Origin of the sequence: Pseudomonas sp. NY15435 (assembly GCF_048068295.1) — a bacterium.
In the GTDB taxonomy this organism is placed as follows: domain Bacteria; phylum Pseudomonadota; class Gammaproteobacteria; order Pseudomonadales; family Pseudomonadaceae; genus Pseudomonas.
In genome coordinates this window covers 131,649-157,799 of record NZ_JBLUQA010000013.1, presented here as the reverse complement: position 1 = coordinate 157,799, position 26,151 = coordinate 131,649, and the positions used below count along the sequence as shown (strand labels likewise).

Annotated in this window: 21 protein-coding genes; 12 read left to right on the top strand and 9 right to left on the bottom strand. The window is 64.2% G+C overall.

Annotation, left to right across the window (positions count from 1 at the left end):
- Positions 1–31: 31 nt before the first annotated feature.
- The 11 genes from ACNFH5_RS25765 (at position 32) to hemE (ending at position 16,003) form a co-directional block, all read left to right on the top strand.
- Entirely contained in the window at positions 32–1,096 is a 1,065-nt protein-coding gene (locus tag ACNFH5_RS25765) for a pilus assembly protein PilM (RefSeq protein ID WP_017520515.1), read from the top strand.
- Positions 1,096–1,689, top strand: coding sequence for a type 4a pilus biogenesis protein PilN (gene pilN, locus ACNFH5_RS25760; RefSeq protein WP_416750964.1), 594 nt, complete (start codon positions 1,096–1,098; stop codon positions 1,687–1,689). Before ACNFH5_RS25765 ends, pilN begins: the two co-directional genes overlap by 1 nt.
- Positions 1,686–2,348, top strand: a complete 663-nt coding sequence (pilO, locus tag ACNFH5_RS25755) for a type 4a pilus biogenesis protein PilO (protein ID WP_416750962.1) — start codon at positions 1,686–1,688, stop codon at positions 2,346–2,348. Before pilN ends, pilO begins: the two co-directional genes overlap by 4 nt.
- A complete protein-coding gene (gene pilP / locus ACNFH5_RS25750) occupies positions 2,345–2,869 on the top strand; it encodes a type 4a pilus biogenesis lipoprotein PilP (RefSeq protein ID WP_416750960.1) in 525 nt (174 codons plus the stop codon). The genes pilO and pilP overlap by 4 nt, the downstream gene beginning before the upstream one ends.
- Before the next feature lie 53 nt (positions 2,870–2,922).
- Positions 2,923–4,998 (top strand): type IV pilus secretin PilQ, encoded by a 2,076-nt coding sequence (gene pilQ, locus ACNFH5_RS25745; RefSeq protein WP_416750958.1) that lies wholly within the window; start codon positions 2,923–2,925, stop codon positions 4,996–4,998.
- Positions 4,999–5,006: 8 nt separating this feature from the next.
- On the top strand, positions 5,007–5,525 hold the full coding sequence (gene aroK / locus ACNFH5_RS25740) for a shikimate kinase AroK (RefSeq protein ID WP_416750956.1): 519 nt from the start codon (positions 5,007–5,009) through the stop codon (positions 5,523–5,525).
- 50 nt (positions 5,526–5,575) lie between these two features.
- Positions 5,576–6,682, top strand: coding sequence for a 3-dehydroquinate synthase (gene aroB / locus ACNFH5_RS25735; RefSeq protein ID WP_416750954.1), 1,107 nt, complete (start codon positions 5,576–5,578; stop codon positions 6,680–6,682).
- A 6-nt stretch (positions 6,683–6,688) separates the two neighbouring features.
- On the top strand, positions 6,689–8,377 hold the full coding sequence (locus ACNFH5_RS25730) for an AAA family ATPase (RefSeq protein ID WP_416750952.1): 1,689 nt from the start codon (positions 6,689–6,691) through the stop codon (positions 8,375–8,377).
- Positions 8,378–8,839: 462 nt separating this feature from the next.
- Entirely contained in the window at positions 8,840–13,285 is a 4,446-nt protein-coding gene (gene gltB, locus ACNFH5_RS25725; RefSeq protein WP_416750950.1) for a glutamate synthase large subunit, read from the top strand.
- A gap of 27 nt (positions 13,286–13,312) precedes the next feature.
- The gene (locus tag ACNFH5_RS25720) at positions 13,313–14,731 is read left to right on the top strand and encodes an FAD-dependent oxidoreductase (RefSeq protein ID WP_045215981.1); all 1,419 of its coding nucleotides are present in this window, start codon (positions 13,313–13,315) and stop codon (positions 14,729–14,731) included.
- 207 nt (positions 14,732–14,938) lie between these two features.
- Positions 14,939–16,003, top strand: a complete 1,065-nt coding sequence (gene hemE / locus ACNFH5_RS25715) for a uroporphyrinogen decarboxylase (protein WP_416750947.1) — start codon at positions 14,939–14,941, stop codon at positions 16,001–16,003.
- 272 nt (positions 16,004–16,275) lie between these two features.
- Here hemE and gabP read toward each other — a convergent pair whose 3' ends face one another.
- A complete protein-coding gene (gabP, locus tag ACNFH5_RS25710; protein WP_416750945.1) occupies positions 16,276–17,670 on the bottom strand; it encodes a GABA permease in 1,395 nt (464 codons plus the stop codon).
- A gap of 243 nt (positions 17,671–17,913) precedes the next feature.
- The gene (locus ACNFH5_RS25705; RefSeq protein ID WP_416751070.1) at positions 17,914–19,257 is read right to left on the bottom strand and encodes an MFS transporter; all 1,344 of its coding nucleotides are present in this window, start codon (positions 19,255–19,257) and stop codon (positions 17,914–17,916) included.
- Between the two features lie 393 nt (positions 19,258–19,650).
- Here ACNFH5_RS25705 and ACNFH5_RS25700 point away from each other — a divergent pair, with 393 nt between their 5' ends.
- The gene (locus tag ACNFH5_RS25700) at positions 19,651–20,580 is read left to right on the top strand and encodes a LysR substrate-binding domain-containing protein (RefSeq protein WP_416750943.1); all 930 of its coding nucleotides are present in this window, start codon (positions 19,651–19,653) and stop codon (positions 20,578–20,580) included.
- A gap of 4 nt (positions 20,581–20,584) precedes the next feature.
- Here ACNFH5_RS25700 and ACNFH5_RS25695 read toward each other — a convergent pair whose 3' ends face one another.
- The 7 genes from ACNFH5_RS25695 to ACNFH5_RS25665 all read right to left on the bottom strand — a co-directional run bounded on the left by ACNFH5_RS25695 (position 20,585) and on the right by ACNFH5_RS25665 (position 26,151).
- The gene (locus ACNFH5_RS25695) at positions 20,585–21,391 is read right to left on the bottom strand and encodes a hypothetical protein (RefSeq protein ID WP_416750941.1); all 807 of its coding nucleotides are present in this window, start codon (positions 21,389–21,391) and stop codon (positions 20,585–20,587) included.
- 163 nt (positions 21,392–21,554) lie between these two features.
- Positions 21,555–21,950, bottom strand: a complete 396-nt coding sequence (locus tag ACNFH5_RS25690) for a hypothetical protein (RefSeq protein WP_416750939.1) — start codon at positions 21,948–21,950, stop codon at positions 21,555–21,557.
- A 60-nt stretch (positions 21,951–22,010) separates the two neighbouring features.
- Entirely contained in the window at positions 22,011–23,237 is a 1,227-nt protein-coding gene (locus tag ACNFH5_RS25685; RefSeq protein ID WP_416750937.1) for a beta-ketoacyl-ACP synthase, read from the bottom strand.
- On the bottom strand, positions 23,237–23,965 hold the full coding sequence (gene fabG, locus ACNFH5_RS25680; RefSeq protein ID WP_416750936.1) for a 3-oxoacyl-ACP reductase FabG: 729 nt from the start codon (positions 23,963–23,965) through the stop codon (positions 23,237–23,239). The genes ACNFH5_RS25685 and fabG overlap by 1 nt, the downstream gene beginning before the upstream one ends.
- A complete protein-coding gene (locus ACNFH5_RS25675; protein ID WP_416750934.1) occupies positions 23,958–24,458 on the bottom strand; it encodes a hotdog family protein in 501 nt (166 codons plus the stop codon). The genes fabG and ACNFH5_RS25675 overlap by 8 nt, the downstream gene beginning before the upstream one ends.
- Positions 24,455–25,663, bottom strand: a complete 1,209-nt coding sequence (locus ACNFH5_RS25670; RefSeq protein ID WP_416750932.1) for a beta-ketoacyl-[acyl-carrier-protein] synthase family protein — start codon at positions 25,661–25,663, stop codon at positions 24,455–24,457. Before ACNFH5_RS25670 ends, ACNFH5_RS25675 begins: the two co-directional genes overlap by 4 nt.
- A complete protein-coding gene (locus ACNFH5_RS25665) occupies positions 25,660–26,151 on the bottom strand; it encodes a hypothetical protein (protein ID WP_416750930.1) in 492 nt (163 codons plus the stop codon). Before ACNFH5_RS25665 ends, ACNFH5_RS25670 begins: the two co-directional genes overlap by 4 nt.

Here is a 26,151-nt window from a genome sequence, read left to right as displayed (position 1 = left end):
GTAAGTCTCGGATGCTGATAGGAAATCAGTCGTGCTAGGGCTCTTCAATAAGAAAGCGAACACGCTGCTGGGGATAGACATCAGTTCGACTTCGGTCAAACTTCTCGAATTGAGCCGCTCTGGAGGCCGCTACAAGGTAGAGGCCTATGCTGTCGAGCCGCTCCCGCCCAATGCAGTGGTAGAAAAGAACATCGCTGAGCTGGAGGGTGTCGGCCAGGCGTTGTCACGTGTGGTCGCCAAGGCGCGGACCGCAGTGAAGACGTCTGCGGTCGCGGTTGCCGGCTCGGCGGTCATCACTAAAACCATCGAGATGGACGGCGGACTCTCGGACGACGAACTGGAAAACCAGCTCAAGATCGAGGCCGACCAGTACATCCCCTATCCCCTCGAAGAGGTCGCGATCGACTTCGAGGTGCAGGGCACGTCCGCGCGCAACGCGGATCGCGTCGATGTTCTTCTCGCCGCTTGCCGGAAGGAGAACGTCGAGGTGCGCGAAGCTGCGCTGGCGCTCGCGGGCCTGACGGCCAAGGTCGTCGACGTTGAAGCCTACGCGCTGGAGCGAGCCTTCAGTCTGCTGGGAGACCAGTTGGGCGGCAATGCCGACGAGCTCACAGTTGCGGTGGTCGATATCGGCGCCACCATGACCACGCTGAGCGTCCTGCACCATGGCCGCACTATCTATACGCGCGAACAGCTCTTCGGCGGGCGTCAGCTGACCGAGGAAATCCAGCGTCGCTATGGCCTCTCGGTCGAGGAAGCCGGTCTTGCCAAGAAGCAGGGCGGTCTTCCGGATGACTACGACAGCGAAGTGCTGCAACCGTTCAAGGATGCCGTGGTTCAACAGGTTTCCCGTTCGCTGCAGTTCTTCTTCGCGGCCGGCCAGTTCAACGATGTGGACTACATCCTGCTGGCGGGCGGTACTGCGTCCATTCCCGACCTGGATCGCCTGATCCAGCAGAAGATCGGTACTCCGACCCTGGTGGCCAACCCGTTCGCCGACATGGTGCTCAGCGGCAAGGTCAACGCCGGTGCGCTGGCCAGTGATGCGCCCGCGCTGATGATTGCCTGCGGTCTGGCGATGAGGAGTTTCGACTGATGGCACGCATCAACCTATTGCCGTGGCGGGAACAGCTGCGCGAGGAACGCAAGCAGCGCTTTCTGGTGATTCTGGGCGCGGTCCTGCTGGCTTCCGGTGCCGTGATCTTCCTGGGCGACCAGTACTTCAATTCGGCCATCGAGAACCAGGGCGCGCGTAACGATTTCCTGCGCAAGGAAATCGCCGTACTCGACGCGCGCATCAAGGAGATCAGCGAGCTGAAGACTCGCCGCCAGCAACTGCTGGAGCGGATGAAGATCATTCAGGACCTGCAGGGCAACCGTCCGATCATCGGCCGGGTCTTTGACCAACTGGTTCGTACCTTGCCCGATGGCGTGTTCTTCACCGAGTTGAAAATGTCCGGGAAGTCCATCGCCATTGCGGGGGCGGCCGAGTCCAACAACCGTGTGTCGAACCTCATGCGGAACCTGGATGCGTCGGAGTGGCTGACTTCTCCGAACCTGACCGAAGTCAAGGCGGTCACCCAGGGTGCCCTGGATCAGGCGAATGTCTTCCAGTTGACGGTTCAGCAGACCCAGCCCGGCAGTGAAGATCAGGACAAGAAGAGCACCGCGCAAGGAGCCAAGAAATGAGTCTGGCCAGTTCTCTGGAGAGCTTGCGCAAGATCGACATCAACGATCTTGACCTGAACAACCTTGGTTCCTGGCCGGCGGCAGTCAAGGTCATCGCCTGCATTCTGCTGATGGCTGTGGTCCTGGCGCTTGGCTACAACTTCCACCTGAAGGACTTGCAGGACCAGCTCGACCGCAATCGCGAGGAAGAGCAGACCCTCAAGCAGCAGTTTTCCGCCAAGGCTTTCCAGGCGGCGAACCTGGAAGCCTACAAGGTGCAGATGAAGGAGATGGAAGAGTCCTTCGGCGCCCTGCTGCGTCAGCTGCCGAGCGATACCGAAGTGCCGGGTCTGCTCGAAGACATCACTCGCACCGGTCTGGGCAGTGGTCTGGAGTTCGAAGAGATCAAGCTGCTGCCGGAAGCGGCGCAGCAGTTCTACATCGAGCTGCCGATCCAGATCAGTGTCGTGGGTGGTTATCATGACCTAGCGACCTTCGTCAGTGGCGTGTCCAGCCTGCCGCGGATCGTGACGCTGCATGATTTCGACATCAAGCCGGCCAGCGCGGACAGCACGTCGAAGCTGCGCATGAGCATCCTGGCGAAGACCTACCGGTACAACGACAAGGGCGTGAAGGCTACTGGCCCGGCGGCTGCAGCGAAGACGGGAGCGAAGAAATGAGGGGGCGCCTGATCATTTGCAGTTTCCTGCTCCTGTCCTTGAACGGTTGTGGCTCGGGAGGCGATTTTGCCGACCTGCAGGCCTATATGGATGAGGTCCGCGCTCGCCCGAAAGGCACCATCGAGCCGCTGCCCAAGTTCCAGGCCTATGAGGCGTTCACTTACAGCGCTTCGTCCCTGCGTAGCCCGTTCCAGCCACCGGTGAAGATCGACCTGGCGGTGAAGCAGAAGGGCAACAAGGTCATCAAGCCCGACGAGACGCGGGTCAAGCAGTTCCTCGAAGGCTTCAACATCGAGACCTTCGAAATGGTCGGCACCCTGGCCAAGGACAGTCAGGTGTTCGCTCTCGTGAAAGGTGCAGGAGGGGTGCACCGGGTGCGAGTGGGTGACTACCTTGGGCGCAACGACGGCAAGATCGTTGCGATCAGCGAAGCCAAGATCGACGTGATTGAAATCGTTCCTGATGGTGAGGGTGGCTGGCTGGAGCGTCCGCGCAGCCTGACTCTCAAGGAACGCTCCTAAGGGCGGGGATGAACATGGATAATAAACAGCAGTCTGCACGACGGATTCAGACGATGAATAGAAAGCTTTCCCGCCTGGGCATTTCCGTGCTCGCGGCCGTATTTGCACCGACCCTGCTGGCTGCAAACCTGCAGAGTGTCGACGTGGCGGCCCTGCCGGGTGACCGCGTGGAGCTCAAGCTGGGCTTCGACGAGCCGGTGGCCGCGCCGCGTGGCTATACCATCGAGCAGCCTGCGCGCATCGCGCTGGACCTGCCGGGCGTGCAGAACAAGCTGGGCAGCAAGAACCGCGAGCTGGGTGTGGGCAATGCCCGCAGCCTGACCGTGGTCGAGGCGAAGGACCGTACTCGCCTCATCGTCAACTTGGGTACCCTGGTGCCTTACACCACCCGCGCGGAAGGTTCTAACCTCTACGTCGTGGTTGGTGGCGCCGGTGCGACCTCCAGCTCCTACGCTGCCGCTGCGCCGTCCTCGGCGCCGGTTGCCAAGCCCGCTCAGCCCAAGCCTTATGTGCCGGCTGGCAAGGCCATCCGCAATATCGACTTCCAGCGTGGCGAGCAGGGTGAGGGCAACGTCGTGATCGACCTGTCCGATCCGACCGTGAGTCCCGATATTCAGGAGCAGGGCGGCAAGATCCGCCTGGACTTCCCGCGTACCCAACTGCCGGACAACCTGCGTGTTCGCCTGGATGTGAAGGACTTCGCCACTCCGGTGCAGCTCGTCAACGCGTCCGCCGTCGGCGACAAGGCCAGCATCACCATCGAGCCAACCGGGCTGTACGACTACCTCGTCTATCAGACCGACAACCGCATGACTGTCAGCATCAAACCGCTGACCCAGGACGATGCCGAGAAGCGCAAGAAGGACAGCTTCACCTATACCGGTGAGAAGCTGTCGCTGAACTTCCAGGACATCGACGTGCGCTCGGTACTGCAACTGATCGCCGACTTCACCGACCTGAACCTGGTGGCTTCGGACACTGTTCAGGGCAACATCACCCTGCGTCTGCAGAACGTGCCGTGGGACCAGGCGCTGGACCTGGTGCTCAAGACCAAGGGCCTGGACAAGCGCAAGGTCGGTAACGTCCTGCTGGTCGCACCGGCCGACGAGATCGCGGCCCGCGAGCGTCAGGAGCTGGAAGCGCAGAAGCAGATTTCCGAACTGGCTCCCCTGCGTCGTGAGCTGATTCAGGTGAACTACGCCAAGGCGGCGGATATCGCCAAGCTGTTCAGTTCCGTCACTGGCGGCGCGGCGGCACCCGGCGTGGCTGCTGCTGCCCAGGGTGAGAACCGCGGTTCGATCACCGTGGACGATCGCACCAACAGCATCATCGCCTACCAGACCCAGGATCGCCTGGACGAACTGCGCCGCATCGTTGCGCAGCTGGACATCCCGGTTCGTCAGGTAATGATCGAGGCTCGCATCGTCGAAGCCAACGTCGATTACACCAAGGAGCTGGGTGTGAACTGGAGCGGTTCGCTGTCCGGCCACGGCAACTTCGATGTGTCCGGCGGCACCAACAGCACCGGCAATACCTTCGTTGACCTGGGCGCTTCGAATACCACTCCGACCTCGGGGATCAGCATCGGCTTCACCACCAGCAACACCATCCTGGATCTCCAGCTCAACGCCATGGAGAAAACCGGTAACGGTGAAGTGGTATCGCAGCCGAAGGTTGTCACCTCCGACAAGGAAACCGCGAAGATCCTCAAAGGTTCGGAGATTCCCTACCAGGAAGCCAGCTCCAGCGGCGCGACCTCGGTGTCCTTCAAGGAAGCGGCACTGTCCCTGGAAGTGACCCCGCAGATCACTCCGGACAACCGCATCATCATGGAAGTGAAGGTCAACAAGGATGAGCCGGACTACGCCAACGCCCTGAACGGCGTACCGCCGATCAAGAAGAACGAGGTGAACGCGAAAGTCCTGGTCAACGATGGCGAAACCATCGTGATCGGCGGTGTGTTCTCCAACACCCAGACCAAATCGACGGCTAAGGTGCCGTTCCTGGGCGACGTGCCGATGATCGGCCGCCTGTTCAAGAATGACTACGTGACCGACAGCAAGAACGAGCTGCTGGTTTTCCTTACCCCGCGGATCATGAATAATCAGGCCATTGCAGTCGGCCGTTGATCAATGTCGTGTCCAATTTGATTCTGGTAGGCCCGATGGGAGCTGGTAAAAGCACCATCGGGCGTCTTCTCGCCAAAGAGCTTCACCTCGTCTTCAAAGATTCGGATAAAGAGATCGAGCAGCGCTGCGGAGCCAACATCCCCTGGATATTCGATGTCGAGGGCGAGGCTGGCTTCCGTGAGCGTGAGCAAGCGATGCTCGCCGAGCTGTGCGATGAAGGGGGCATGGTCATCGCCACGGGCGGCGGCGCGGTCATGCGCGACGCCAATCGCCTCATCCTCAAGAATGGCGGCAAGGTGATCTACCTGCATGCCTCGGTCGAGCAGCAGATTTCCCGCACGGCGCGTGACAAGAATCGCCCGTTGCTGCAGAAGCCCAATCCGGACCAGATCCTTCGTGATCTCATGCAGATGCGCGATCCGCTTTATCGCGAAATTGCCGACGTGATCATCGAAACCGACGAGCGGCCTCCGCGTCTTGTCGTTCTGGAGATTCTGGAGCGCCTGCGTGAGCTGGAGCGCCATTAACGGTGCTGCAATCTGCGGTATCCTAGTCCCCTTTCTTGACCGGGGGTTTCATGCGCACACTCAACGTCGATCTGGCCGATCGCAGCTACCCGATCTATATCGGTGAAGGGCTGCTGGATGATCTGCGCTACTTCGAGCCGCACATTCGCGGTCGCCAGGTAGCCATCGTCACCAACGAAACCATCGCGCCGCTGTACCTGGATCGACTGCAGAAGACCCTGGCCGGCTACAAGGTCACCACGGTCGTGCTCCCCGACGGCGAGGCCTACAAGCAGTGGGAAACCCTGCAACTGATCTTCGATGGCCTGCTGACTGCGCGCCATGACCGCAAGACCACGCTGATCGCTCTCGGTGGCGGCGTCATCGGCGACATGACCGGCTTCGCCGCGGCGTGCTATCAGCGCGGCGTCGACTTCATTCAGGTGCCGACCACGCTGTTGTCCCAGGTGGATTCCTCGGTCGGCGGCAAGACCGGCATCAACCATCCGCTGGGCAAGAACATGGTCGGGGCCTTCTACCAGCCCCAGGCTGTGGTCATCGATACCGCCACCCTGAAAACCCTGCCGCCTCGCGAGCTGTCGGCGGGCCTGGCTGAAGTCATCAAGTACGGCTTCATTTGCGACGAGCCTTTCCTGACCTGGCTGGAAGCGCACATGGGTGACCTGCTCGCGCTGGAATCGACGGCACTGACCGAAGCCATCGAGCGCTCCTGCGCGGCCAAGGCCCGTGTGGTCGGCGCCGACGAGAAGGAAACCGGCGTGCGCGCCACGCTCAACCTGGGCCATACCTTCGGCCATGCCATCGAGACCCACATGGGTTATGGCGTCTGGCTGCACGGTGAGGCCGTGGGTGCGGGAACCGTGATGGCACTTGAGATGTCGCATCGGCTGGGATGGCTGACAAAGGCCGAACTCGATCGCGGCATCCGTCTGCTGGCCGCGGCGAAGCTGCCGGTGGTCCCGCCGCACGAAATGAACGCCGAGCATTTTCTCGAGCACATGGCTGTCGACAAGAAAGTGCTCGATGGCCGTTTGCGTCTGGTATTACTCCAAGGGCTGGGGGGCGCGGTTGTGACCGCCGAATTCCCCCGTGAGATTCTGGAAGAAACACTGCGCGCTGACTACCAGGCACTGGTCGGTCAGGCAGGAGAACACTGAGGTCCCATGTCCAGCTTGCATGCCGATGAGGCCTTCCTGGCCCACTACCAGTTCAGCCACGATCCGTTCGCACCGCGGGTTCCTGGCTTCAAGTTCTTCCCGGCGCAGCGCAAGCCCGTTCTGGGGCAGCTGCACCACCTGGCGCGCTACAGCCATCTGCTGCTGGCCGTAACCGGCCCGCTGGGCAGCGGCAAGACGTTGCTGCGCCAGGCCCTGGTGGCCAGCACCAACAAGGACGCCGTTTCCAGCGTGGTGATTTCCGGTCGCTCGGTGACCGACGAAGCCACTCTGCTGCGTCAGCTTGCGCAAGGCCTGGGCATTACCCAGACCAGCATCGAGGCGATCCTCGCCAAGGTCGCCCAGCTGGCGATCACCGGCCAGGACGTCTACCTGCTGGTGGATGACGCCGAGCAACTGCGCGACGACGCCCTCGAAGTCCTCCTGCTGCTGGCCGCCGGCAACTCAGAAGCGCGCCTGCACGTGTTCCTGTTCGGTGAGCCCGAGTTGCTGTCGCGCCTCGAAGTGCTGTCCGAGGGTGAGGAGCGCTTCCATGCCATCGAACTGCAGCCGTACAGCGAGGAAGAGACCCGCGAGTACCTGGCGCAGCGCCTCGAGGGCGCTGGGCAGGGCATCGAGCTGATCTCCGCCGACCTGCTGGCCGACATCCACGAACAATCCGGTGGCTGGCCCGGCACCATCAACCAGACAGCCCGCGATGCCATGATCGAGGCGATGCTGGCCGACCGCAGTGGCGAGCGAAAAACGGCCGGTGCTGGCTTCAAACTGCCGAAGAAGCACCTGGCGATCCTCGGCGTGGTTGCCATCGGCGTCATCGCTGCCTGGTTCATGCAGGGCAAGACCACCAAGCCGGATACCGCGAGCAACACTGCCGCGCAGACTTCCTCGCAACTGCCACTGGGCGGCGCTGCTCCGCAGCCGAACGCCCAGCCGCAGCCGGATGCGCAGGGTAATGGCCCGTCGGTGGAATTCGCGGGCTCCAACCAGCCACTGCCGCTGCCGCTGGTGGGCGAAAGCCAGCCGGTGATTCGCGAGCCGATGGCCCAGGCCGGCGGTCAGGAAGATAGCGATGAAGGCGGCATGCCGTCCGCGGCCATTCCGCCGACCGTGACGACCACTGCACCGCCGGTGACTCCGCTGGCCAACAACGGCCCGAAACCGCTGAACCCGGTGCCGGCGGCTCCCGTCCAGCAGCAGGCGGCCGTCCAGCCGGCTCCGGCCCCGGTACCCACTCCGCGTCCGGAGCCGGTCAAGCCCGCCGCCACGGCGCCGGCCAAGCCTGTTCAGGCTGCCAAACCGGCAGCGACCAAGCCTGCGACCACCGTTGCCAGCGCCAAGCCGGCCACTGCCGCGAGCAAGCCTGCGGCGTCGACCGGTAGCGCCGGTGGCAGCAGCTGGTACCAGTCCCAGGCCGGTTCGCGCTACTCCGTGCAGGTGCTGGGCACCGGCTCCGAAGCCAGTGCCAAGGCCTTCATCAGCCAGCAGGGCGGCGGCGACTACCGCTACTTCCGCAAGAACCTGCAGGGCAAGCCGTTCTACGTCGTGACCTACGGCAGCTTCGCCGACCGCGCTTCCGCGCAGGCGGCGATCAAGAAGCTGCCGGCGAAGATCCAGGCTTCCAAGCCCTGGGCTCGTCCGTTCTCCAGCATCCAGCAGGATATCGCCGGGGCGCGCTGAAAGGTCGCAATGTCGCAATACTGAAAAAGCCGAGCCCCATTTCCTGGGGCTCGGCTTTTTTATTGGGTTGTTTCTTTTGCTGCATTCTTATAAAAATGCGACATCGGGTGTCGGCAGTGCGTCAAAAAAATTCAGTGACGTCGCTTTCCCCGTGTGTACAATGACCTCCCTTTGCCTATCGGAAACTTGCCGCTTGAGCGAGTAGACAGGCGAAGTGCTTGAAGAGGGTCTGCTGACGTTTCGTCATGGCCAGGGCCGGAACCGCCGCTACGTTGGGTAAGACGTGGCACCTCGCGCGGAACGGTCATTCCAGGTGAACCAGGGGCTGCAACGGCGCTGCACGATAGATGCGGCCCGAGCCTTTAGGGTGCGCGGGAAACGAGCCTGCACGGCGAAACAGGGCGATGGCGAAACGTCAGCAGACCCTGGAATTTATAAAAGTTTTGCCGGTGAGAGTTCCCTATGAAAGCAGGTCTGTACCATCCTGAGACGTTCAAGGATAACTGCGGATTCGGTCTGATCGCCCATATGACGGGCGAGGCAAGCCACGAACTTCTGCAAACCGCCATCGAAGCACTGACCTGCATGACCCACCGAGGTGGGATCAACGCGGACGGGAAAACCGGGGACGGCTGTGGGTTGCTGATCCAGAAGCCCGACCAGTTCCTGCGCGCCGTGGCCAAGGAATCCTTCGCGACCGAACTGCCCGGCCAATATGCCGTGGGCATGGTCTTCTTCAACCAGGACCCGGTAAAAGCCGAAGCCGCCCGCGCGAACATGAATCGCGAGATCGAGCGCGCCGGCCTTTCGCTGGTCGGCTGGCGCAAGGTGCCGATCGACACCAGCGTCCTGGGTCGCCTGGCACTGGAGCGCCTGCCGCAGATCGAGCAGGTATTCATCGGTGGTGAGGGCCTGTCCGACCAGGAGTTCGCGGTCAAGCTGTTCAGCTCCCGTCGCCGCTCCTCCGTGGCCAACGCCGAGGACGCCGATCACTACATCTGCAGCTTCTCGCACAAGACCATCATCTATAAGGGCCTGATGATGCCGGCGGACCTCGCCGCCTTCTATCCGGACCTTTCCGACGAGCGCCTGAAGACCGCCATCTGCGTCTTCCACCAGCGCTTCTCGACCAACACCCTGCCGAAATGGCCGCTGGCCCAGCCGTTCCGCCTGCTGGCGCACAACGGCGAGATCAACACCATCACCGGCAACCGCAACTGGGCCCAGGCCCGTCGCGCCAAGTTTGCCAACGAATGGATGCCGGACCTCGACGAGCTTGGCCCGCTGGTCAACCGTGTGGGTTCGGACTCCTCCAGCATGGACAACATGCTCGAGCTGATGGTCACCGGCGGCATGGACATGTTCCGTGGCCTGCGCATGATCATCCCGCCGGCCTGGCAGAACGTCGAGACCATGGACGCCGACCTGCGCGCGTTCTATGAATTCAACTCGCTGCACATGGAGCCGTGGGACGGCCCCGCCGGCGTCGTGCTGACCGACGGCCGCTACGCCGTCTGCCTGCTCGACCGCAACGGCCTGCGCCCGTCGCGCTGGGTCACCACCAAGAACGGCTACATCACCCTCGCCTCGGAAATTGGCGTGTGGGACTACAAGCCCGAGGACGTCATCGCCAAGGGTCGTGTCGGCCCGGGCCAGATCCTTGCGGTGGACACCGAGACCGGCCAGCTGCTGCAGACCGAGGACATCGACAATCGCCTGAAGTCGCGCCACCCGTACAAGCAGTGGCTGCGCCAGAGCGCGCTGCGCATCCAGGCCACGCTGGATGATGATCAGGGCGTTGCCAGCTACGACGGCGATCAGCTCAAGCAATACATGAAGATGTTCCAGGTCACCTTCGAGGAGCGTGACCAGGTACTGCGTCCGCTCGCCGAGCAGGGCCAGGAAGCGGTCGGCTCGATGGGCGACGACACGCCGATGGCGGTGCTGTCCAAGCGCATCCGCTCGCCGTACGACTACTTCCGGCAGGTCTTCGCGCAGGTTACCAACCCGCCGATCGACCCGCTGCGCGAGGCGATCGTGATGTCCCTGGAGACTTGCCTGGGCATCGAGCAGAACATCTTCGAAGAGTCCCCGCACCACGCCAACCAGGCGATCCTGACCACCCCGGTGATCTCCCCGGCGAAGTGGCGGACCCTGATGAACCTGGAGCGTCCGGGCTTCGACCTGCACCACATCGACCTGAACTACGACGAGTCCGTCGGCCTCGAAGCGGCCGTGCGCAACATCGCCGACCAGGCCGAGGAAGCCGTGCGCGCCGGCAAGGTGCTGCTGGTGCTGTCCGACCGCCACATCGCCCCCGGCAAGCTGCCGGTGCACGCGGCCCTGGCCGTGGGCGCCGTGCACCATCGCCTGGTACAGACCGGCCTGCGTTGCGACTCCAACATCCTGGTGGAAACCGCCACCGCCCGTGACCCGCACCATTTCGCGGTGCTGGTGGGCTTCGGTGCGTCCGCGGTCTACCCGTTCCTCGCCTATGAGGTGCTGGCCGACCTGATCCGTACCGGCGAAGTGCTGGGTGACCTCTACGAGGTCTTCAAGTACTACCGCAAGGGCATCTCCAAGGGGATGCTGAAGATCCTCTCGAAGATGGGCATCTCCACCATCGCTTCCTACCGTGGCGCCCAGCTGTTCGAAGCCATCGGCCTGGCCGACGAAGTCACCGGCCTGTGCTTCCCGGGTACCCCGAGTCGCATCCAGGGCGCGCGCTTCCTCGACATCGAGAACGAGCAGAAGCTGCTGGCCAATGAAGCCTGGAACAACCGCAAGGCGATCCAGCAGGGCGGTCTGCTGAAGTTCGTCTACGGCGGCGAGTACCACGCCTATAACCCGGACGTGGTGAACACCCTGCAGGCCGCCGTGCAGCAGGGCGACTACGCCAAGTTCAAGGAATACACCGCGCTGGTGGATAGCCGCCCGGTGTCCATGCTGCGCGACCTGCTCAAGGTGAAGCCTGCCGAGCAGCCGCTGGGCCTGGACGAGATCGAGCCGCTGGAGTCCATCTTCAAGCGCTTCGACGCTGCCGGCATCTCGCTCGGCGCACTGTCGCCGGAGGCCCACGAGGCCCTGGCTGAAGCCATGAACCGCCTGGGTGGCCGCTCCAACTCCGGTGAGGGTGGCGAAGACCCGGCGCGCTACGGCACGCTGAAAAGCTCGAAGATCAAGCAGGTGGCCACCGGCCGCTTTGGCGTGACCCCGGAATACCTGGTTAACGCCGAAGTCCTGCAGATCAAGGTGGCCCAGGGCGCCAAGCCCGGCGAGGGCGGCCAGCTGCCCGGCGGCAAGGTCAACGGCCTGATCGCCCGCCTGCGCTATGCCGTGCCCGGCGTGACGCTGATTTCGCCGCCGCCGCACCACGACATCTACTCCATCGAAGACCTCGCCCAACTGATCTTCGACCTCAAGCAGGTCAACCCGCAGGCGCTGGTCTCGGTGAAGCTGGTTTCCGAACCGGGCGTCGGCACCATCGCCGCCGGCGTGGCCAAGGCCTATGCCGACCTGATCACCATCTCCGGCTATGACGGCGGTACCGGCGCATCGCCGATCACCTCCATCAAGTACGCGGGTTCGCCGTGGGAGCTGGGCCTCGCCGAGGCGCACCAGACCCTGCGCGGCAACGACCTGCGCGGCAAGGTCCGGGTGCAGACCGACGGTGGCCTGAAGACCGGCCTGGACGTCATCAAGGCGGCCATCCTCGGTGCCGAGAGCTTCGGCTTCGGCACCGCGCCGATGATCGCCCTGGGCTGCAAGTACCTGCGCATCTGCCACCTGAACAACTGCGCCACCGGCGTCGCCACCCAGAACGACAAGCTGCGCAAGGACCACTTCATCGGCACCGTGGACATGGTGGTGAACTTCTTCACCTTCATTGCCAGCGAAACCCGTGAGTGGCTGGCCAAGCTCGGCGTGCGCAGCCTGGAAGAACTGATCGGCCGCACCGACCTGCTGGAAATCCTGCCAGGCGAGACGCCCAAGCAGGGCAACCTCGACCTCACGCCGCTGCTGGGCAGCGACCTGATCCCGGCCGAGAAGCCGCAGTTCTGCGAAGTCGAGAAGAACCCGCCGTTCGACCAGGGCCTGCTGGCCGAGAAAATGGTCGAGCTGGCCCGTTCCGCCATCGAAGGCGCCAAGGGCGGCGAGTACGAGCTGGATATCTGCAACTGCGACCGTTCCATCGGCGCGCGGATTTCCGGCGAGATCGCCAAGGTCCACGGCAACCAGGGCATGGCCAAGTCGCCGATCACCTTCCGCTTCAAGGGCACTGCTGGCCAGAGCTTCGGCGTGTGGAACGCCGGCGGCCTGCACCTGTACCTGGAAGGCGACGCCAACGACTACGTCGGCAAGGGCATGACTGGCGGCAAGCTGGTCGTCACCCCGCCCAAGGGCAGCCCGTTCAAGTCGCAGGAGTCGGCCATCGTTGGCAACACCTGCCTGTACGGCGCGACTGGCGGCAAGCTGTTCGCTGCCGGCACCGCGGGCGAGCGCTTCGGTGTACGCAACTCCGGCGCCCACGCCGTGGTTGAGGGTACCGGTGACCACTGCTGCGAATACATGACCGGCGGCTTCATCTGCGTTCTGGGCAAGACCGGCTACAACTTCGGCTCCGGCATGACCGGTGGCTTCGCTTATGTCCTCGACATGGACAACACCTTCGTCGACCGCGTAAACCACGAGCTGGTGGAAATCCAGCGGATCAGCGGCGAAGCGATGGAAGCCCAGCGCAGCCACCTGCGCAAGGTGCTGGTCGAGTACGTGGCGGAAACCGCGAGCGAGTGGGGCGCAAACGTCCTGGAAAACCTGGACGACTACCTGCGTCGGTTCTGGCTGGTGAAACCCAAGGCGGCAAGCCTGGGCTCTCTCCTGACCAGCACCCGTGCCAACCCGCAATAAGCGCCTGAAGTTTGATGAGGTCTTGAAATGTCTGAACGTCTGAATAACGACTTCCAGTTCATCGAAGTCGGGCGCAAGGATCCGAAGAAGAAGCTCCTGCGCCAACGCAAGCGCGAGTTCGTGGAAATCTACGACCTGTTCAAGCCGCAGCAGGCGGCTGATCAGGCCCACCGTTGCCTGGGCTGCGGCAACCCTTACTGCGAGTGGAAGTGCCCGGTCCACAACTTCATCCCCAACTGGCTCAAGCTGGTCTCCGAAGGCAACATCCTCGCGGCTGCCGAGCTGTCCCACCAGACCAACACCCTGCCGGAAGTCTGCGGCCGCGTGTGCCCGCAGGATCGCCTGTGCGAAGGCGCCTGCACCCTGAACGACGGCTTCGGCGCGGTCACCATCGGTTCGGTGGAGAAGTACATCACCGACACCGCCTTTGCCATGGGCTGGCGCCCGGACATGTCCAAGGTCAAGCCCACCGGCAAGCGCGTCGCCGTGATCGGCGCGGGCCCGGCCGGCCTGGGCTGCGCCGACGTGCTGGTGCGTAACGGTGTCGCCCCGGTGGTCTTCGACAAGAACCCGGAAATCGGCGGCCTGCTGACCTTCGGTATCCCCGAGTTCAAGCTGGAGAAGCAGGTACTCTCGCGCCGTCGTGAAGTCTTCACTGGCATGGGCATCGAGTTCCGCCTGAACACCGAGATCGGCAAGGACGTGACCATGGAGCAGCTGCTCGATGAGTACGATGCCGTGTTCATGGGCATGGGCACCTACACCTACATGAAAGGCGGTTTCCCCGGCGAGGACCTGCCCGGCGTGCACGACGCGCTGGACTTCCTGATCGCCAACGTGAACCGCAACCTGGGCTTCGAGAAGTCGCCGGAAGACTTCGTCGACATGAAGGGCAAGCGCGTCGTGGTACTGGGCGGTGGCGACACTGCGATGGACTGCAACCGCACCTCGATCCGCCAGGGTGCGAAGGGCGTGACCTGCGCCTACCGCCGTGACGAAGAGAACATGCCCGGCTCGCGCAAAGAGGTGAAGAACGCCAAGGAAGAAGGCGTGAAATTCCTCTTCAACCGCCAGCCCATCGCCATCGTCGGCGAGGACAAGGTGGAAGGCGTGAAGGTGGTCGAGACCCGTCTCGGCGAGCCGGACGCCCGTGGCCGTCGCAGCCCCGAGCCAATTCCGGGCTCCGAGGAGATCATCCCGGCTGAAGCCGTGCTGATCGCCTTCGGCTTCCGCCCGAGCCCGGCGCCGTGGTTCGACCAGCACCAGGTGGAGATCGACAGCCAGGGTCGCGTCATCGCTCCGGCTGCTTCGCAGTTCAAGCACCAGACCAGCAACCCGAAGATCTTCGCCGGTGGCGACATGGTCCGCGGTTCTGACCTGGTGGTGACGGCGATCTTCGAAGGCCGCACGGCCGCCGAAGGCATTCTGGACTACCTCGGCGTCTGATCGGGACCTTGTAGGAGCGAGGGGGACGCCTAGTTCTTGCTCGCGAACAATCCCCGTTGCGGGGCCCGGGTTCGCGAGCAAGCTCGCTCCTACGAAGATCAAAAACCACTGCGGCAGAATGCCGCGATGGACAAAAGGCACGGCACCCGCCGTGCCTTTTCTATTGGGCTTTGCGAAAATACCCGCACTTTTTTGCCGGATGCCGTTATGACTGCCTTGAAGAACGATCGCTTCCTCCGCGCCCTGCTCAAGCAGCCCGTCGATGTCACCCCCGTCTGGATGATGCGCCAGGCCGGCCGCTACCTGCCGGAGTACCGCGCCACCCGCGCCAAGGCCGGTGACTTCATGAGCCTGTGCATGAATCCGCAGATGGCCTGCGAAGTGACCCTGCAGCCGCTGGACCGTTACCCGCAGCTGGACGCGGCGATCCTCTTCTCCGACATCCTCACCATCCCCGACGCCATGGGCCAGGGCCTGTACTTCGAAACCGGCGAAGGCCCGCGTTTCAAGAAGGTCGTGACCACCCGGGCTGACATCGACGCGCTGCCGATCCCCGATCCGGAGAAGGACCTGGGCTACGTGATGGACGCCGTGCGCACCATCCGCCGCGAGCTGAATGGCCGCGTCCCGCTGATCGGCTTCTCCGGCAGCCCCTGGACCCTGGCCACCTACATGGTCGAAGGCGGCTCCAGCCGTGACTTCCGCAAGACCAAGGCGATGCTCTACGACAACCCGCAGGCCCTGCACGCCCTGCTGGACAAGCTGGCGCAGTCGGTCACCAGCTACCTGAACGGCCAGATCCTCGCTGGCGCCCAGGCGGTGCAGATCTTCGATTCCTGGGGCGGCGCGCTGTCGGCGGCGGCTTACCAGGAGTTCTCCCTGGCCTACATGCAGAGGATCGTCGACGGCCTGATCCGCGAGCACGAAGGTCGCCGTGTACCAGTGATTCTCTTCACCAAGGGTGGCGGCCTGTGGCTGGAATCCATGGCCAACTCCGGCGCCGAAGCCCTGGGGCTGGACTGGACCTGCGATATCGGCAGCGCGCGCGCCCGCGTCGGCGACAAGGTAGCCCTGCAGGGCAACATGGACCCGGCGGTGCTCTACGCCAAGCCGGACGCCATTCGCGCCGAAGTCGCGCGCATCCTCGGCGCCTTCGGTAACGGCAATGGCCACGTGTTCAACCTCGGTCACGGCGTCACCCCGGAAGTCGACCCGGCACATGCCGGCGCCTTCTTCGAGGCGGTGCACGAGCTGTCGGCGCAGTATCACTGAGCCTGGCGCTGAACCGAAAAAGCCCCGCATCTGCGGGGCTTTTTCTTTTTCGGGTCTCGGTTTGCGTGAATCGCCGGTAGGTTCTGTGGTCAAGCGGGTTCGCGAGCAAGCTCGCTCCTACGCAGAGTGCGCCGTACTTACCGGCTACCTGTAGGAGCGAGCTTGCTCGCGATCGGCCTGACGGCAGGATATTTCACGACACAATGAAAAAGCCCCGCTCTGCAGCGGGGCTTTTCGTTCCCTCATGGAGCCTCAGGCCCCATCAGAGTGCCTCACGCGGCATCGCCCACCAGGCCGGCGGCGCGCTGGGCCTTGTTGCGGCGGTTCGACACCAGCAGGCCGGAGCAGACCACCACGACGGTCAGCAGGGTGGTAGCGACCACTTCCATGCGGTGATCCGGGCGGATCAGCATGATCACCAGGGCGCCGACGATGAAGAGGATCACCGCCCAGGTCAGCCAGGGGAACAGCCACATCTTCAGCTTCAGCTGGTGGCCCTGGGCGAGCAGCTTCTTGCGCATGCGCAGCTGCGACATGGCGATCACCAGGTACACCAGCAGGGCGATGGCGCCGGAACTGGCCAGCAGGAAGTTGAACACTTCGGCCGGGGCCAGGTAGTTGGCGAAGGTGCACAGGAAGGCCATGGCGGTGGACAGCAGCACGGCATAGACCGGGGTGCGGCTGGCGCTGGTCACCTGGGCGATCTTCGGTGCGTCACCGCGCTTGCTCAGCGAGTACATCATGCGCGAGGCGGTGTAGAGCGCCGAGTTCAGGCAGCTGGTCACCGAGACGAGGACGATGATGTCGACGATCAGCTTGGCGTACGGGATGTGCAGGTGTTCCAGCACGGTCTGGTAGGAGCCCATGCTCACCAGGCGCGGGTCGTTCCACGGCACCAGGCAGACCACGATCAGGATCGACAGCAGGTAGAACAGCGCGATACGCCAGATCACCGAATTGGTGGCGCGGGTGATCTGCTGCTCCGGGTCCTTGGACTCGGTGGCGGCGATGGTGACGATTTCCGAGCCCATGAAGGAGAACATGGTGGTCAGCAGCGCAGCGAGCACGGCGCCCCAGCCTTTGGGCAGGAAGCCTTCGCTGGTCAGGTGGCCGATGCCGGAGACTTCGCTGTTGGGCGAGAAACCGAAGATGGCCGCGCAGCCCAGCACCAGGAAGGCGATGATCGAGACGACCTTGATCAGCGCCAGCCAGAACTCGAACTCACCGTAGTTCTTCACGCTGAACAGGTTGGTCACGGTCAGCGCGGAGGTGATCACGAAGGCCAGCACCCAGATCGGCGCGCCGGGGAACCAGGCGTGGATGATGGCTGCGGCGGCGTTGGCTTCCAGCGGGATCACCAGGACCCAGAACCACCAGTACAGCCAGCCGATGGTGAAGCCGGCCCAGTGACCGATGGCGCGGTCGGCGTAGGTGGAGAAGGAGCCGCTGTCCGGCTGCGCGACGGCCATTTCGGCCAGCATGCGCATTACCAGGACCACCAGCAGGCCGGCGATCAGATAGGAAACCATGACGGCCGGACCGGCTTCGGCAATGGCATGGCCGGAGCCGACGAACAGGCCCGCACCAATGGCACCGGCGATCGAAAGCATCGTGACGTGACGATTTTGCAGGCCCTGGGAGAGCCCGGAAGATGGGGTACTGCTCATGCTTTACCTACAACTACGGAGGGAATTGCGTACTGCGGGAGTCGAGGTCCGTTTCAGGATTCCAACAAGTCGTTCGACATTATGAACGCAAGGATCGCGCCACATCTTGTTACGACTTAAGTCGTAGGTTGGGAATTTAACTCACAACGCCCGCCGAGCAGGCGTTGTCGGATCTGAGATTAATGTCTTTGCACGACCGTTCCATGTCGTTTTTAGGCATGCAAAGAGTTTTGTGTGTAGAAACTACCCAGCCTTGTTGAGCGCAGGTAGGTCGCGCGGTAACACCGGCAGGCGCGCGAGGTGCAGGGCCACCAGCAGACCGATGCCCAGTAGGCCGGCGATGAACAGGCCCACGCCGTTCCAGCCGTACTGGTGCCAGAACAAACCGCCAGCGGTACCGGCGACGCTGGAGCCGACGTAGTAGCTGAACAGGTACAGCGACGATGCCTGGCCCTTGGCTTTCAGGGCTCGACGGCCGATCCAGCTGCTGGCTACCGAGTGCGCGCCGAAGAAGCCGAAGGTGAACACCAGCAGGCCGATCAGCACGACCGGCAACGGTTCGAACAGGGTGATCAGTACGCCGCCGAGCATCATCGCGATCATTGCCCAGAGCACCTTGCGTCGGCCCAGCTTGTCGGCCAGCGAACCAACCCATGCTGAGCTGTAGATGCCCGACAGATAGACCAGCGAAAGCACGCCGACGATGGCCTGGCTCAGGTGATAGGGCTCTGCCAGCAGGCGGTAGCCGATGTAGTTGAACAGGGTGACGAAGGCACCCATCAGCAGGAATGCCTCGAGGAACAGCCAGGGCAGGCCGGCATCGCGGAAGTGCCCGGTGAAGCCCTCGATGAGCCTGCGCGGCTTGAGCGGCGCCGGGCGGAAGTTCTTCGATTCGGGAAGGATGCGCCAGAACAGCAGCGCCGCAGCCAGGGCCAGCACGCCCAGGGTGGCCAGCGCGACGTGCCAGTTCACGTAGTCCACCAGCACGCCGCTGATCAGCCGGCCACTCATGCCGCCGATGGCGTTGCCGCCGATGTACAGCCCCATGGACAGCCCGATGTGCTGTGGGTGGATTTCCTCGGAGAGGTAGGTCATGCCCACCGCCGCCAGGCCGCTGAGTGACAGGCCGAGCAGCGCGCGCATCGCCAGCACCCCATGCCAGGTCGGCATCAGCGAGCTGCCGATGGTGAACAGGGCGGCGAGGACCAGCGAGGCGACCATGATCGACTTGCGCCCGATGGCGTCGGAGATCGGCCCGGTGACCAGCAGGCCGAACGCCATGGTGATGGTGGAGATCGACAGCACCAGGCTGCTCTGCGCGGCGGTGAGGGTGAAGGCCTGGGACAGCACCGGCATCATCGGCTGTACGCAGTAGAGCAGCGCGAAAGTGGCGAAGCCGCCGGAGAACAGCGCAAGGGACGTGCGCATGAATTCCGGGGTGCCTTTCTCGATGTAGGTTTCGATTTCTTCGACGACGCGCATCACGTCGCCGTTGGCTTCGCGCGCGCTCTCGCGCAGATCAGGCAGCGCCTCCGCCGGATCATTGGCGGCGGACGGCTCGTTTACGACGGACGGCCCGGCCGCCATGGAATGTTCTTCCCGCAAAGCCCGCAGGGCAGGTTGACTCACGACACACCTCAGGTTGGTAAAAGCAGGAGGGCCTGGAATGGCGGCAAGGGCCCGCGCGGCCAGGCAGGGAGCAGGTTGGTAGTCGTTATTGGGCTTGTGTGGAAAGGATAAGGAGCGCGCTTTATTATTTCCAATATATTAATCGACCCGTTTGATTCGTTTTTGGAATCGATTGGCGGTGACGTCGGTTCTATGCCTGGTTCGCGAGCAAGCTCGCTCCTACAAGTGGGCCCTGAACGCTCGTCGTAGGAGCGAGCTTGCTCGCGAACCGCACGGCACGGGGCTCAGCCTATCGCGGACAAAGTCCGCTCCTACCCAACCCGGAACACCAGCGCTCCAGCAGGGGGAAACATGGAACTGCGACACCTGCGTTATTTCATCGCCGTGGCGGAAGAGCTGCATTTCGGCCGCGCTGCCGAACAGTTGGGTATTTCCCAGCCGCCGCTGAGCCAGCAGATCCAGGCGCTGGAGGAGGAGATCGGCGCGCGCCTGCTGGAGCGCACCAACCGTCGGGTAGCGCTGACCGAGGCCGGCAAGCTGTTCCTCGAGGAGGCGCGCCAGGTGCTGCAGCAGGTGGACCGCGCCGTGCTGCTGGCACGGCGCGCGCATCAGGGCGAGATCGGCGAGCTGAAGGTCGGCTTCACCGCCTCCGCGCCCTTCACCTCCAGCATCCCACGCGCCATTCTGGCCTTCCGCCAAGCCTACCCGGATGTGCACCTGGACCTGCAGGAGCTGAGCAGCGGGCAGGCGGTGCAGGCGCTGTTGGAAGAGCGCGTGCAGGTCGGCCTGATCCGGCCGATCCCGCTGCCGGAAACCCTGGAAGCCGTGGAGCTGTTCAGCGAGCCGCTGGTGGCCGTGCTGCGCGCCGATCATCCGCTGGCACAGGCCAGCCAGGAGGGCCTGGAGTTCGCCGCGCTGGCGGACGAGCCTTTCGTGTTCTTCCCGCGTAGTTACGGCACGGGCCTCTACAGCCAGTTGATGGCGCTGTCGCGGCAGGCTGGCTTCAGCCCGCGCATCGCCCAGGAGGCGGGCGAGGCAATGACCATTATCGGTCTGGTGGCGGCGGGGTTGGGGGTGTCGATGCTGCCGGCGTCGTTCCGCCGGACGCGGGTGGATGGCGTGGTCTATCGCACCCTGAGCGATCCGGGCGCGACCAGTTCGGTGTGGCTGGTTCGGCGGCGCAACGAGACGTCACGCCTGGCGCAGTCGTTCTTCGACCTGGTGACCCAAGAGGTGACGAACAACGGAGCGGACATCGTCCGCTCCAGGCGGGAAGGCTAGGGCCTTACTGGATTTCGGCCATCTTGCCGCGCAGGGCGACGCCGGCCATCAGCGAGCCGGTGTGGCATTCGTATTTGGTGTTGTCGCTGTAGATCTGGCGGTTGTAGAAGCTGACGATATCCACCACCGCGTTCGCGCCCTCGCGCTTGGCGGCGTTCTGCAGGGTCGCCAGGGCCGAAATCATCGCCCAGTCACAAGCCTCTTCATCGGTCTTGTTGGTCGAGTTGGTCTTCTTGCTGGTAGAGGTCTCGCTCATGGGGTTGACCAGGCCGGGCACGTGCTCGCCGGCCAGGAAGAAGCGCACGCTGCCGTCGAGATGGCCTGACCGGGTCGCGCGCTGGACGACGCGGTCAAACTCCAGATGCAGCGGCACCTCGTCGGTGGTCTGGGCGATCACCGGCAGGGAATCGACACGCTCGCCGATCGGGTCCAGGTGCAGCTCGCGCAGGATGTTGTCGTTGACCAGGCTGATCCAGCGGTTGTAGTTGCGGTGGATCTTGCCGTCCTTGTAGTCCAGGCCCCAGCTGTCGCGATAGCCGATGCGGTACTGGGTGGTGGAGTAGGGAATCGTCACTTCCGCGTGATGGCGGCCGCGCACGGTGATGGCGGCCTGGATTTCGCTGGGGGTGACTTTCTGCACTGTCCACTGGCGCTTCTGCAGACCGGTGATGATCGCGGTCTGCATCTGCACCGGAGTGATGTGCAGTTCACTGGGGAATTGCTCGGTAGGTGCGTAGACCGGCTTGGAGGTACAGGCGACGAGGGTAAAGAGAGCGGTGGATAGGGCAACGCTGCGAACGAACGAGAGCATCCTTTTTCTCCTGGTGCTTCGGTGTCGGCCCGGCGGCGCGTTCGACAAGGAATCGAGGTTGCCGCAGGCAAAGGGGTGTTTCAGTCGATACCGGCTCCAGTGAGCCGGCGGCGCCGCACGCTTCCCGCGTGCGGTGCAAAGTCTTCGGAGGTGGGTGCCTGGTTCAGCGTGTCGGCGTAATGCCCAGGTTCTGCTGGATCTTCTCGTTGAGGATGGTGACCCAGTTGTTGTAGTTGCGGTGGATCTGCCCGTTTTCCTCGTCCAGCCCGCTGCTGCTGCGCAGCTTGATGGAGTACTGCTGGCTGCTGTACGGAATGCTGATCTCGGCGTGATGACGTTCGCGCACGGTGATCTGGGCATAGATCACGCTGCCGTTGTCCTGTTGCAGCGTCCATTTCTGCTCCGCCAGCGCCTTGTGGATCGCCTCCTGCACCTGGGCCGTGGTGCGGCGACTGTCCGGCGGAAGGCTCTGATCGACGTTCAGAACGGCCCTGCCGGTGCAGCCGATGACAAGTACGGTGGCTACGCACAGGATGATGCTGCGGATCAGTCGGGACATGGGTTGCTCTCCTTGCAGTGTCGTTGGGCAGTATCGTTGCGCTTGGGTGGTGAAAATGACTCAGCGCCAGCGGCGGAAGATCAGCGACGTATTGATCCCGCCGAAGGCGAAGTTGTTGTTCATCACGTACTCGTGGCTCATCGCGCGTGGCTCGCCCCGCAGGTAATCGAGGTCGCCGCAGCGCGGGTCGATCTCGTCCAGGTTCAGGGTGTGCATGTAGCGGTCGTGGTTCATCATCTCGATGCTGAACCACGACTCCAGCGCGCCGCACGCTCCCAGAGTGTGGCCCAGGAAACTCTTCTGCGAGCTGATCGGCATGCGCTTTCCGAACAGTTCGCTGGTGGCCAGGGTCTCGGCGATGTCGCCCTGCTCGGTGGCGGTGCCGTGGCCATTCACATAGCCGATGGCATCGGCGTGCAGGCCGGCGTCTTCCAGCGCCAGTTCCATCGCGCGGCGCATGGTCGTCTGCTCCGGGCGGGTGGTGTGCTGGCCGTCGGCATTGCTGCCGAAGCCGACGATCTCGGCATGGATGCGCGCGCCGCGGGCCAGGGCGTGCTCCAGTTCCTCGAGTACCAGCATGCCGGCGCCCTCACCGATCACCAGGCCATCCCGGCCGCTGTCATAAGGACGCGGTGTGCTGTGCGGGGCGTCGTTCTTCAGGCTGGTGGCGTAGAGCGCATCGAACACCATGGCTTCGGTTGGGCAGAGCTCCTCGGCACCGCCGGCGAGCATCAGCGGCAGGCGGCCGAAGCGGATCGCCTCGTAGGCGTAGCCGATGCCCTGGCTGCCGCTGGTGCAGGCGCTGGACGTGGGGATCACCCGGCCCTTGAGGCCGAAGAAGATGCTGATATTCGCCGCCGTGGTGTGCGGCATCATGCGTACGTAGGAGTTGGCATTGAGGCCGTCGGCCACCGAGTTCAGCAGCATGTTGCCGAACGCCTTGATCTCGTCGGTGCTACCGGTGGATGAGCCGCAGGCCACGCCCATGCGACCGTCGCGGATGGATTCATCGTCGAGCAGGCCGGCGTCAGCCAGCGCGCGTTCGGCGGCGCCCACCGACAGACGCGAGACGCGCCCCATGCTGCGCAGCTGCTTGCGGGTCCAGTGCTTGGGCACGGTGAAATCCAGCACCGGGCCGGCCAGGCGGGTGTTCAGCTCGGTGAAGCGATCCCACTCGTCCATGCGGCGGATGCCGCTCCGGTTGGCGCTGAAGTTGGCCGCGATGCTCGCCCAGTCCGAACCCAGGGATGTGATGCCGGACATGCCGGTGATGACCACGCGCTTCATCAGCACAACCCTCCGTTGACCGCCAGCACCTGACGGGTGATGTAGCCGGCCTCGGCCGACATCAGGAAATTCACCGCGCCGGCGACTTCTTCCGGGGTGCCCATGCGCTGGGCGGGGATCATCTTGAGGATTTCCTCCACCGGCACCTGCTCATCCAGCATGGCGGTGTCGATCAATCCCGGCGCCACGCAGTTCACGGTGATCCTGCGTTTGCCCAGTTCGATCGCCAGCGCCTTGGCGGCGCCGATCACGCCGGCTTTCGAGGCGCTGTAGTTGACCTGGCCGCGGTTGCCGATCAGCCCGGAGACCGAGGTGATGCAGACGATGCGCCCCGGCTGGCGGCGGCGGATCATCGGCATGATCACCGGGTGCAGGACGTTGTAGAAACCGTCGAGGTTGGTGCGCAGCACCTGGTCCCAGTCCTCCTCGGTCAGCGCCGGGAAGGCGCCGTCGCGGGTCAGGCCGGCGTTGCACACCACGCCGTAATAGGCGCCGTGGGTTTCCACGTCGGCTTCGAGGAGGGTGCGCGCGGCTTCGCGGTCGGCCACGTCGAATTGCAGCACGCGAGCGCTGCGGCCCAGGGCCTGGATCTCGCTCTGTACGGCCTCGGCTTCGGCACGGCCGCTGCGGCAGTGCAGCACGATATCAAAGCCGGCCTGGGCCAGTCGCAGGGCGATGGCGCGGCCGATGCCGCGGCTGGAGCCGGTTACGAGGATGGAATCAGTCATGCGCTTGGCTCTTTCGGCTCCCGGCTCTCTGTTCTGGAGCCTCGGGAGCGGGTTCTTGTAGATAGCTTGCCACTTCCGGCGGACGGAACACGGTCAGGCGCGCGAGCGCCTGGATGCCCGGGCCTTCCAGATGGCATTCGAAGACGCCCATGCCATTGTCGTCCTGCAGGGTGCGGATGGCATGGATGGTGATGTCGGCCCCGGCGGGGAAGCTCGCTACGTTGCACTGGTACTGGCGGGTGCCGAGGAGGAAGCCCAGCTCCGCCGGCTCTGCGCGCGAGCGCGCCTGGCAGCCGGCATAGGCGGCGACGCTTTGCGCCATCAGCTCCACGCCGACCCAGGCCGGCAGGCTGCCGTCGGCCTCGTTGAACAGCCCGCCCGGGCGCACCGTCAGGCGCGTGCGGATGTCCTCGTCGCCGAAGTCGAGCACTTCGTCGATGAGGATCATGTCGCCCGCATGGGGCAGCAGGGAGGCGATCGGCCAGTCGATCATCGGGTCACTCCAGACTCATTGCTCATCTCGCCCAGGATCAGGCTGATGTTGTTGCCGCCGAAGGCGAACGAATTGCTCATCAGGTAGAGCGGGCCAGTGGACGGCAGTCGCGGCGCGTCTTCGCCTACCAGTTGCAGTGCCGGCAGCAGCGGGTCGGTCACGCCGTCCCAGCGCTGCGGCGGCAGGCGCTTGTCCGGGTTGTGCTCGCCCAGCAGCAGCCAGCAGAACGCCGCTTCCAGCGCGCCGGCGGCGCCGAGGGTATGCCCGGAGAGCGGTTTGGTCGAGGAGCACGGCACTCCGTGGGGAAATTCGGCGCTGACGGCGAGGCTTTCCATGGCGTCGTTGTGGGTGGTCGCGGTGCCGTGCAGGTTCAGGTAGGCGATCTGCGTGGCGTCGAGTTTCGCCTCGGCCAGTGCCTTGCGCATGGCCTCACGGGCGCCCCGGCCTTGCGGCTCAGGCGCGGAGATATGGTGGGCGTCGGAGCTGGCGCCGGCGCCCAGCAGCGCCATGGCGCCGGGCTCGCGGGTCATCAGGAACAGCGCGGCGCCTTCGCCGATATTGATGCCCTTGCGATTGGCCGAGAACGGGTTGCAGCGCTCGTCGCTGACCGCCTCCAGCGCGCCAAAGCCATTGAGCGTCAGCTCGCACAGACTGTCCACGCCGCCGCACAACACCGCGTCGCACAGCCCCAGGTTCAGCAGTCGACGCGCGCTCTGCAGGGCGCGGCCGCTGGAAGTGCAGGCGGTGGAGATCACGTAGCTCGGACCGGCCAGCGCATAGTGTTCGGCGAGGTAGACCGCCGGGTTCGACAACTCCTGGTGCGAGTAATGGAAGCCTTCGGGCAACTGACCGTGGAGGGTGTGATGACGGATGCCCTGGGTGGTTTCCTGGATTCCCGAGGTGCTGGTGCCCAGCACAACCGCCACGCGCGCGGCGCCATAGCGCTGGATGGCCGCGCGGATGGCCGGGTCGATCTGCGTCGCGGCGGCCAGCAGCAGGCGGTTGTTGCGGGTGTCGTGGCGCTGCTCGGCAATGGCCGCCAGGCGCGCCTTCACGCTGCCCACCGGCAGGCTCCTGCCCGGCACCCAGCCGGCCTGTACCTGCATGCCGGCAGACTCCCCGGCCAGCAGCGCGGCGGCTACTTCGCGGCGGTCGTTGCCAAGGGCGCAGATCAGGCCCAGCTCGTTCAGGTAGGTGGCGGTCATGGAGCGGCGCTCTCGGTGTTTAGGGGCGTCACCTGGTAACGGGTGTCGGCGGATTCCAGGGTGAAATCCTGCGCCGAACGGTAAGTGATCTTCCAGCGCTGTTGCAGATGGCGCGTGGCGCCGTCCGTCCGGTAGTCATTGGCCCGATAGCGCGCGGCAAGCTGATCCTCCGGCGTCAGCGCGAACAGCAGCACGGCGAACAGTTCGCGCGCTTCGGGGTTAGGCGGCAGCAGGCCGTCGTTGCTCCATTCTCCGTCACGCAGCAACTGGCGCGACAGCGGGATGCCGAGCGGGTCGATCAGCGACCAGCGCAGCGCCCCGCCTTCCTGCTGGATCACCAGCAGCCAGTCCTGTGAAGATCCCCCCTGTGCGCGCTGGATGTGCAGCTGCAACGGCGTCGCCAGCGGCGGCAACGCGGAGGGTAACGGCGCGTGCTGGGCGCAACCGGCCAGCAGCAGGACGAAGGCGAGACTCAGCCAGCGGGTCAT

What these genes read in the sequence shown, in the direction of transcription:
- pilN (WP_416750964.1), top strand. Translation starts at nt 1,096, where the DNA reads ATGGCACGCATCAACCTATTGCCGTGGCGGGAACAGCTGCGCGAGGAA.
- pilO (WP_416750962.1), top strand. Translation starts at nt 1,686, where the DNA reads ATGAGTCTGGCCAGTTCTCTGGAGAGCTTGCGCAAGATCGACATCAAC.
- pilP (WP_416750960.1), top strand. Translation starts at nt 2,345, where the DNA reads ATGAGGGGGCGCCTGATCATTTGCAGTTTCCTGCTCCTGTCCTTGAAC.
- pilQ (WP_416750958.1), top strand. Translation starts at nt 2,923, where the DNA reads ATGAATAGAAAGCTTTCCCGCCTGGGCATTTCCGTGCTCGCGGCCGTA.
- aroB (WP_416750954.1), top strand. Translation starts at nt 5,576, where the DNA reads ATGCGCACACTCAACGTCGATCTGGCCGATCGCAGCTACCCGATCTAT.
- ACNFH5_RS25730 (WP_416750952.1), top strand. Translation starts at nt 6,689, where the DNA reads ATGTCCAGCTTGCATGCCGATGAGGCCTTCCTGGCCCACTACCAGTTC.
- gltB (WP_416750950.1), top strand. Translation starts at nt 8,840, where the DNA reads ATGAAAGCAGGTCTGTACCATCCTGAGACGTTCAAGGATAACTGCGGA.
- ACNFH5_RS25720 (WP_045215981.1), top strand. Translation starts at nt 13,313, where the DNA reads ATGTCTGAACGTCTGAATAACGACTTCCAGTTCATCGAAGTCGGGCGC.
- hemE (WP_416750947.1), top strand. Translation starts at nt 14,939, where the DNA reads ATGACTGCCTTGAAGAACGATCGCTTCCTCCGCGCCCTGCTCAAGCAG.
- gabP (WP_416750945.1), bottom strand. Translation starts at nt 17,670, where the DNA reads ATGAGCAGTACCCCATCTTCCGGGCTCTCCCAGGGCCTGCAAAATCGT.
- ACNFH5_RS25705 (WP_416751070.1), bottom strand. Translation starts at nt 19,257, where the DNA reads ATGGCGGCCGGGCCGTCCGTCGTAAACGAGCCGTCCGCCGCCAATGAT.
- ACNFH5_RS25700 (WP_416750943.1), top strand. Translation starts at nt 19,651, where the DNA reads ATGGAACTGCGACACCTGCGTTATTTCATCGCCGTGGCGGAAGAGCTG.
- ACNFH5_RS25695 (WP_416750941.1), bottom strand. Translation starts at nt 21,391, where the DNA reads ATGCTCTCGTTCGTTCGCAGCGTTGCCCTATCCACCGCTCTCTTTACC.
- ACNFH5_RS25690 (WP_416750939.1), bottom strand. Translation starts at nt 21,950, where the DNA reads ATGTCCCGACTGATCCGCAGCATCATCCTGTGCGTAGCCACCGTACTT.
- ACNFH5_RS25685 (WP_416750937.1), bottom strand. Translation starts at nt 23,237, where the DNA reads ATGAAGCGCGTGGTCATCACCGGCATGTCCGGCATCACATCCCTGGGT.
- fabG (WP_416750936.1), bottom strand. Translation starts at nt 23,965, where the DNA reads ATGACTGATTCCATCCTCGTAACCGGCTCCAGCCGCGGCATCGGCCGC.
- ACNFH5_RS25675 (WP_416750934.1), bottom strand. Translation starts at nt 24,458, where the DNA reads ATGATCGACTGGCCGATCGCCTCCCTGCTGCCCCATGCGGGCGACATG.
- ACNFH5_RS25670 (WP_416750932.1), bottom strand. Translation starts at nt 25,663, where the DNA reads ATGACCGCCACCTACCTGAACGAGCTGGGCCTGATCTGCGCCCTTGGC.
- ACNFH5_RS25665 (WP_416750930.1), bottom strand. Translation starts at nt 26,151, where the DNA reads ATGACCCGCTGGCTGAGTCTCGCCTTCGTCCTGCTGCTGGCCGGTTGC.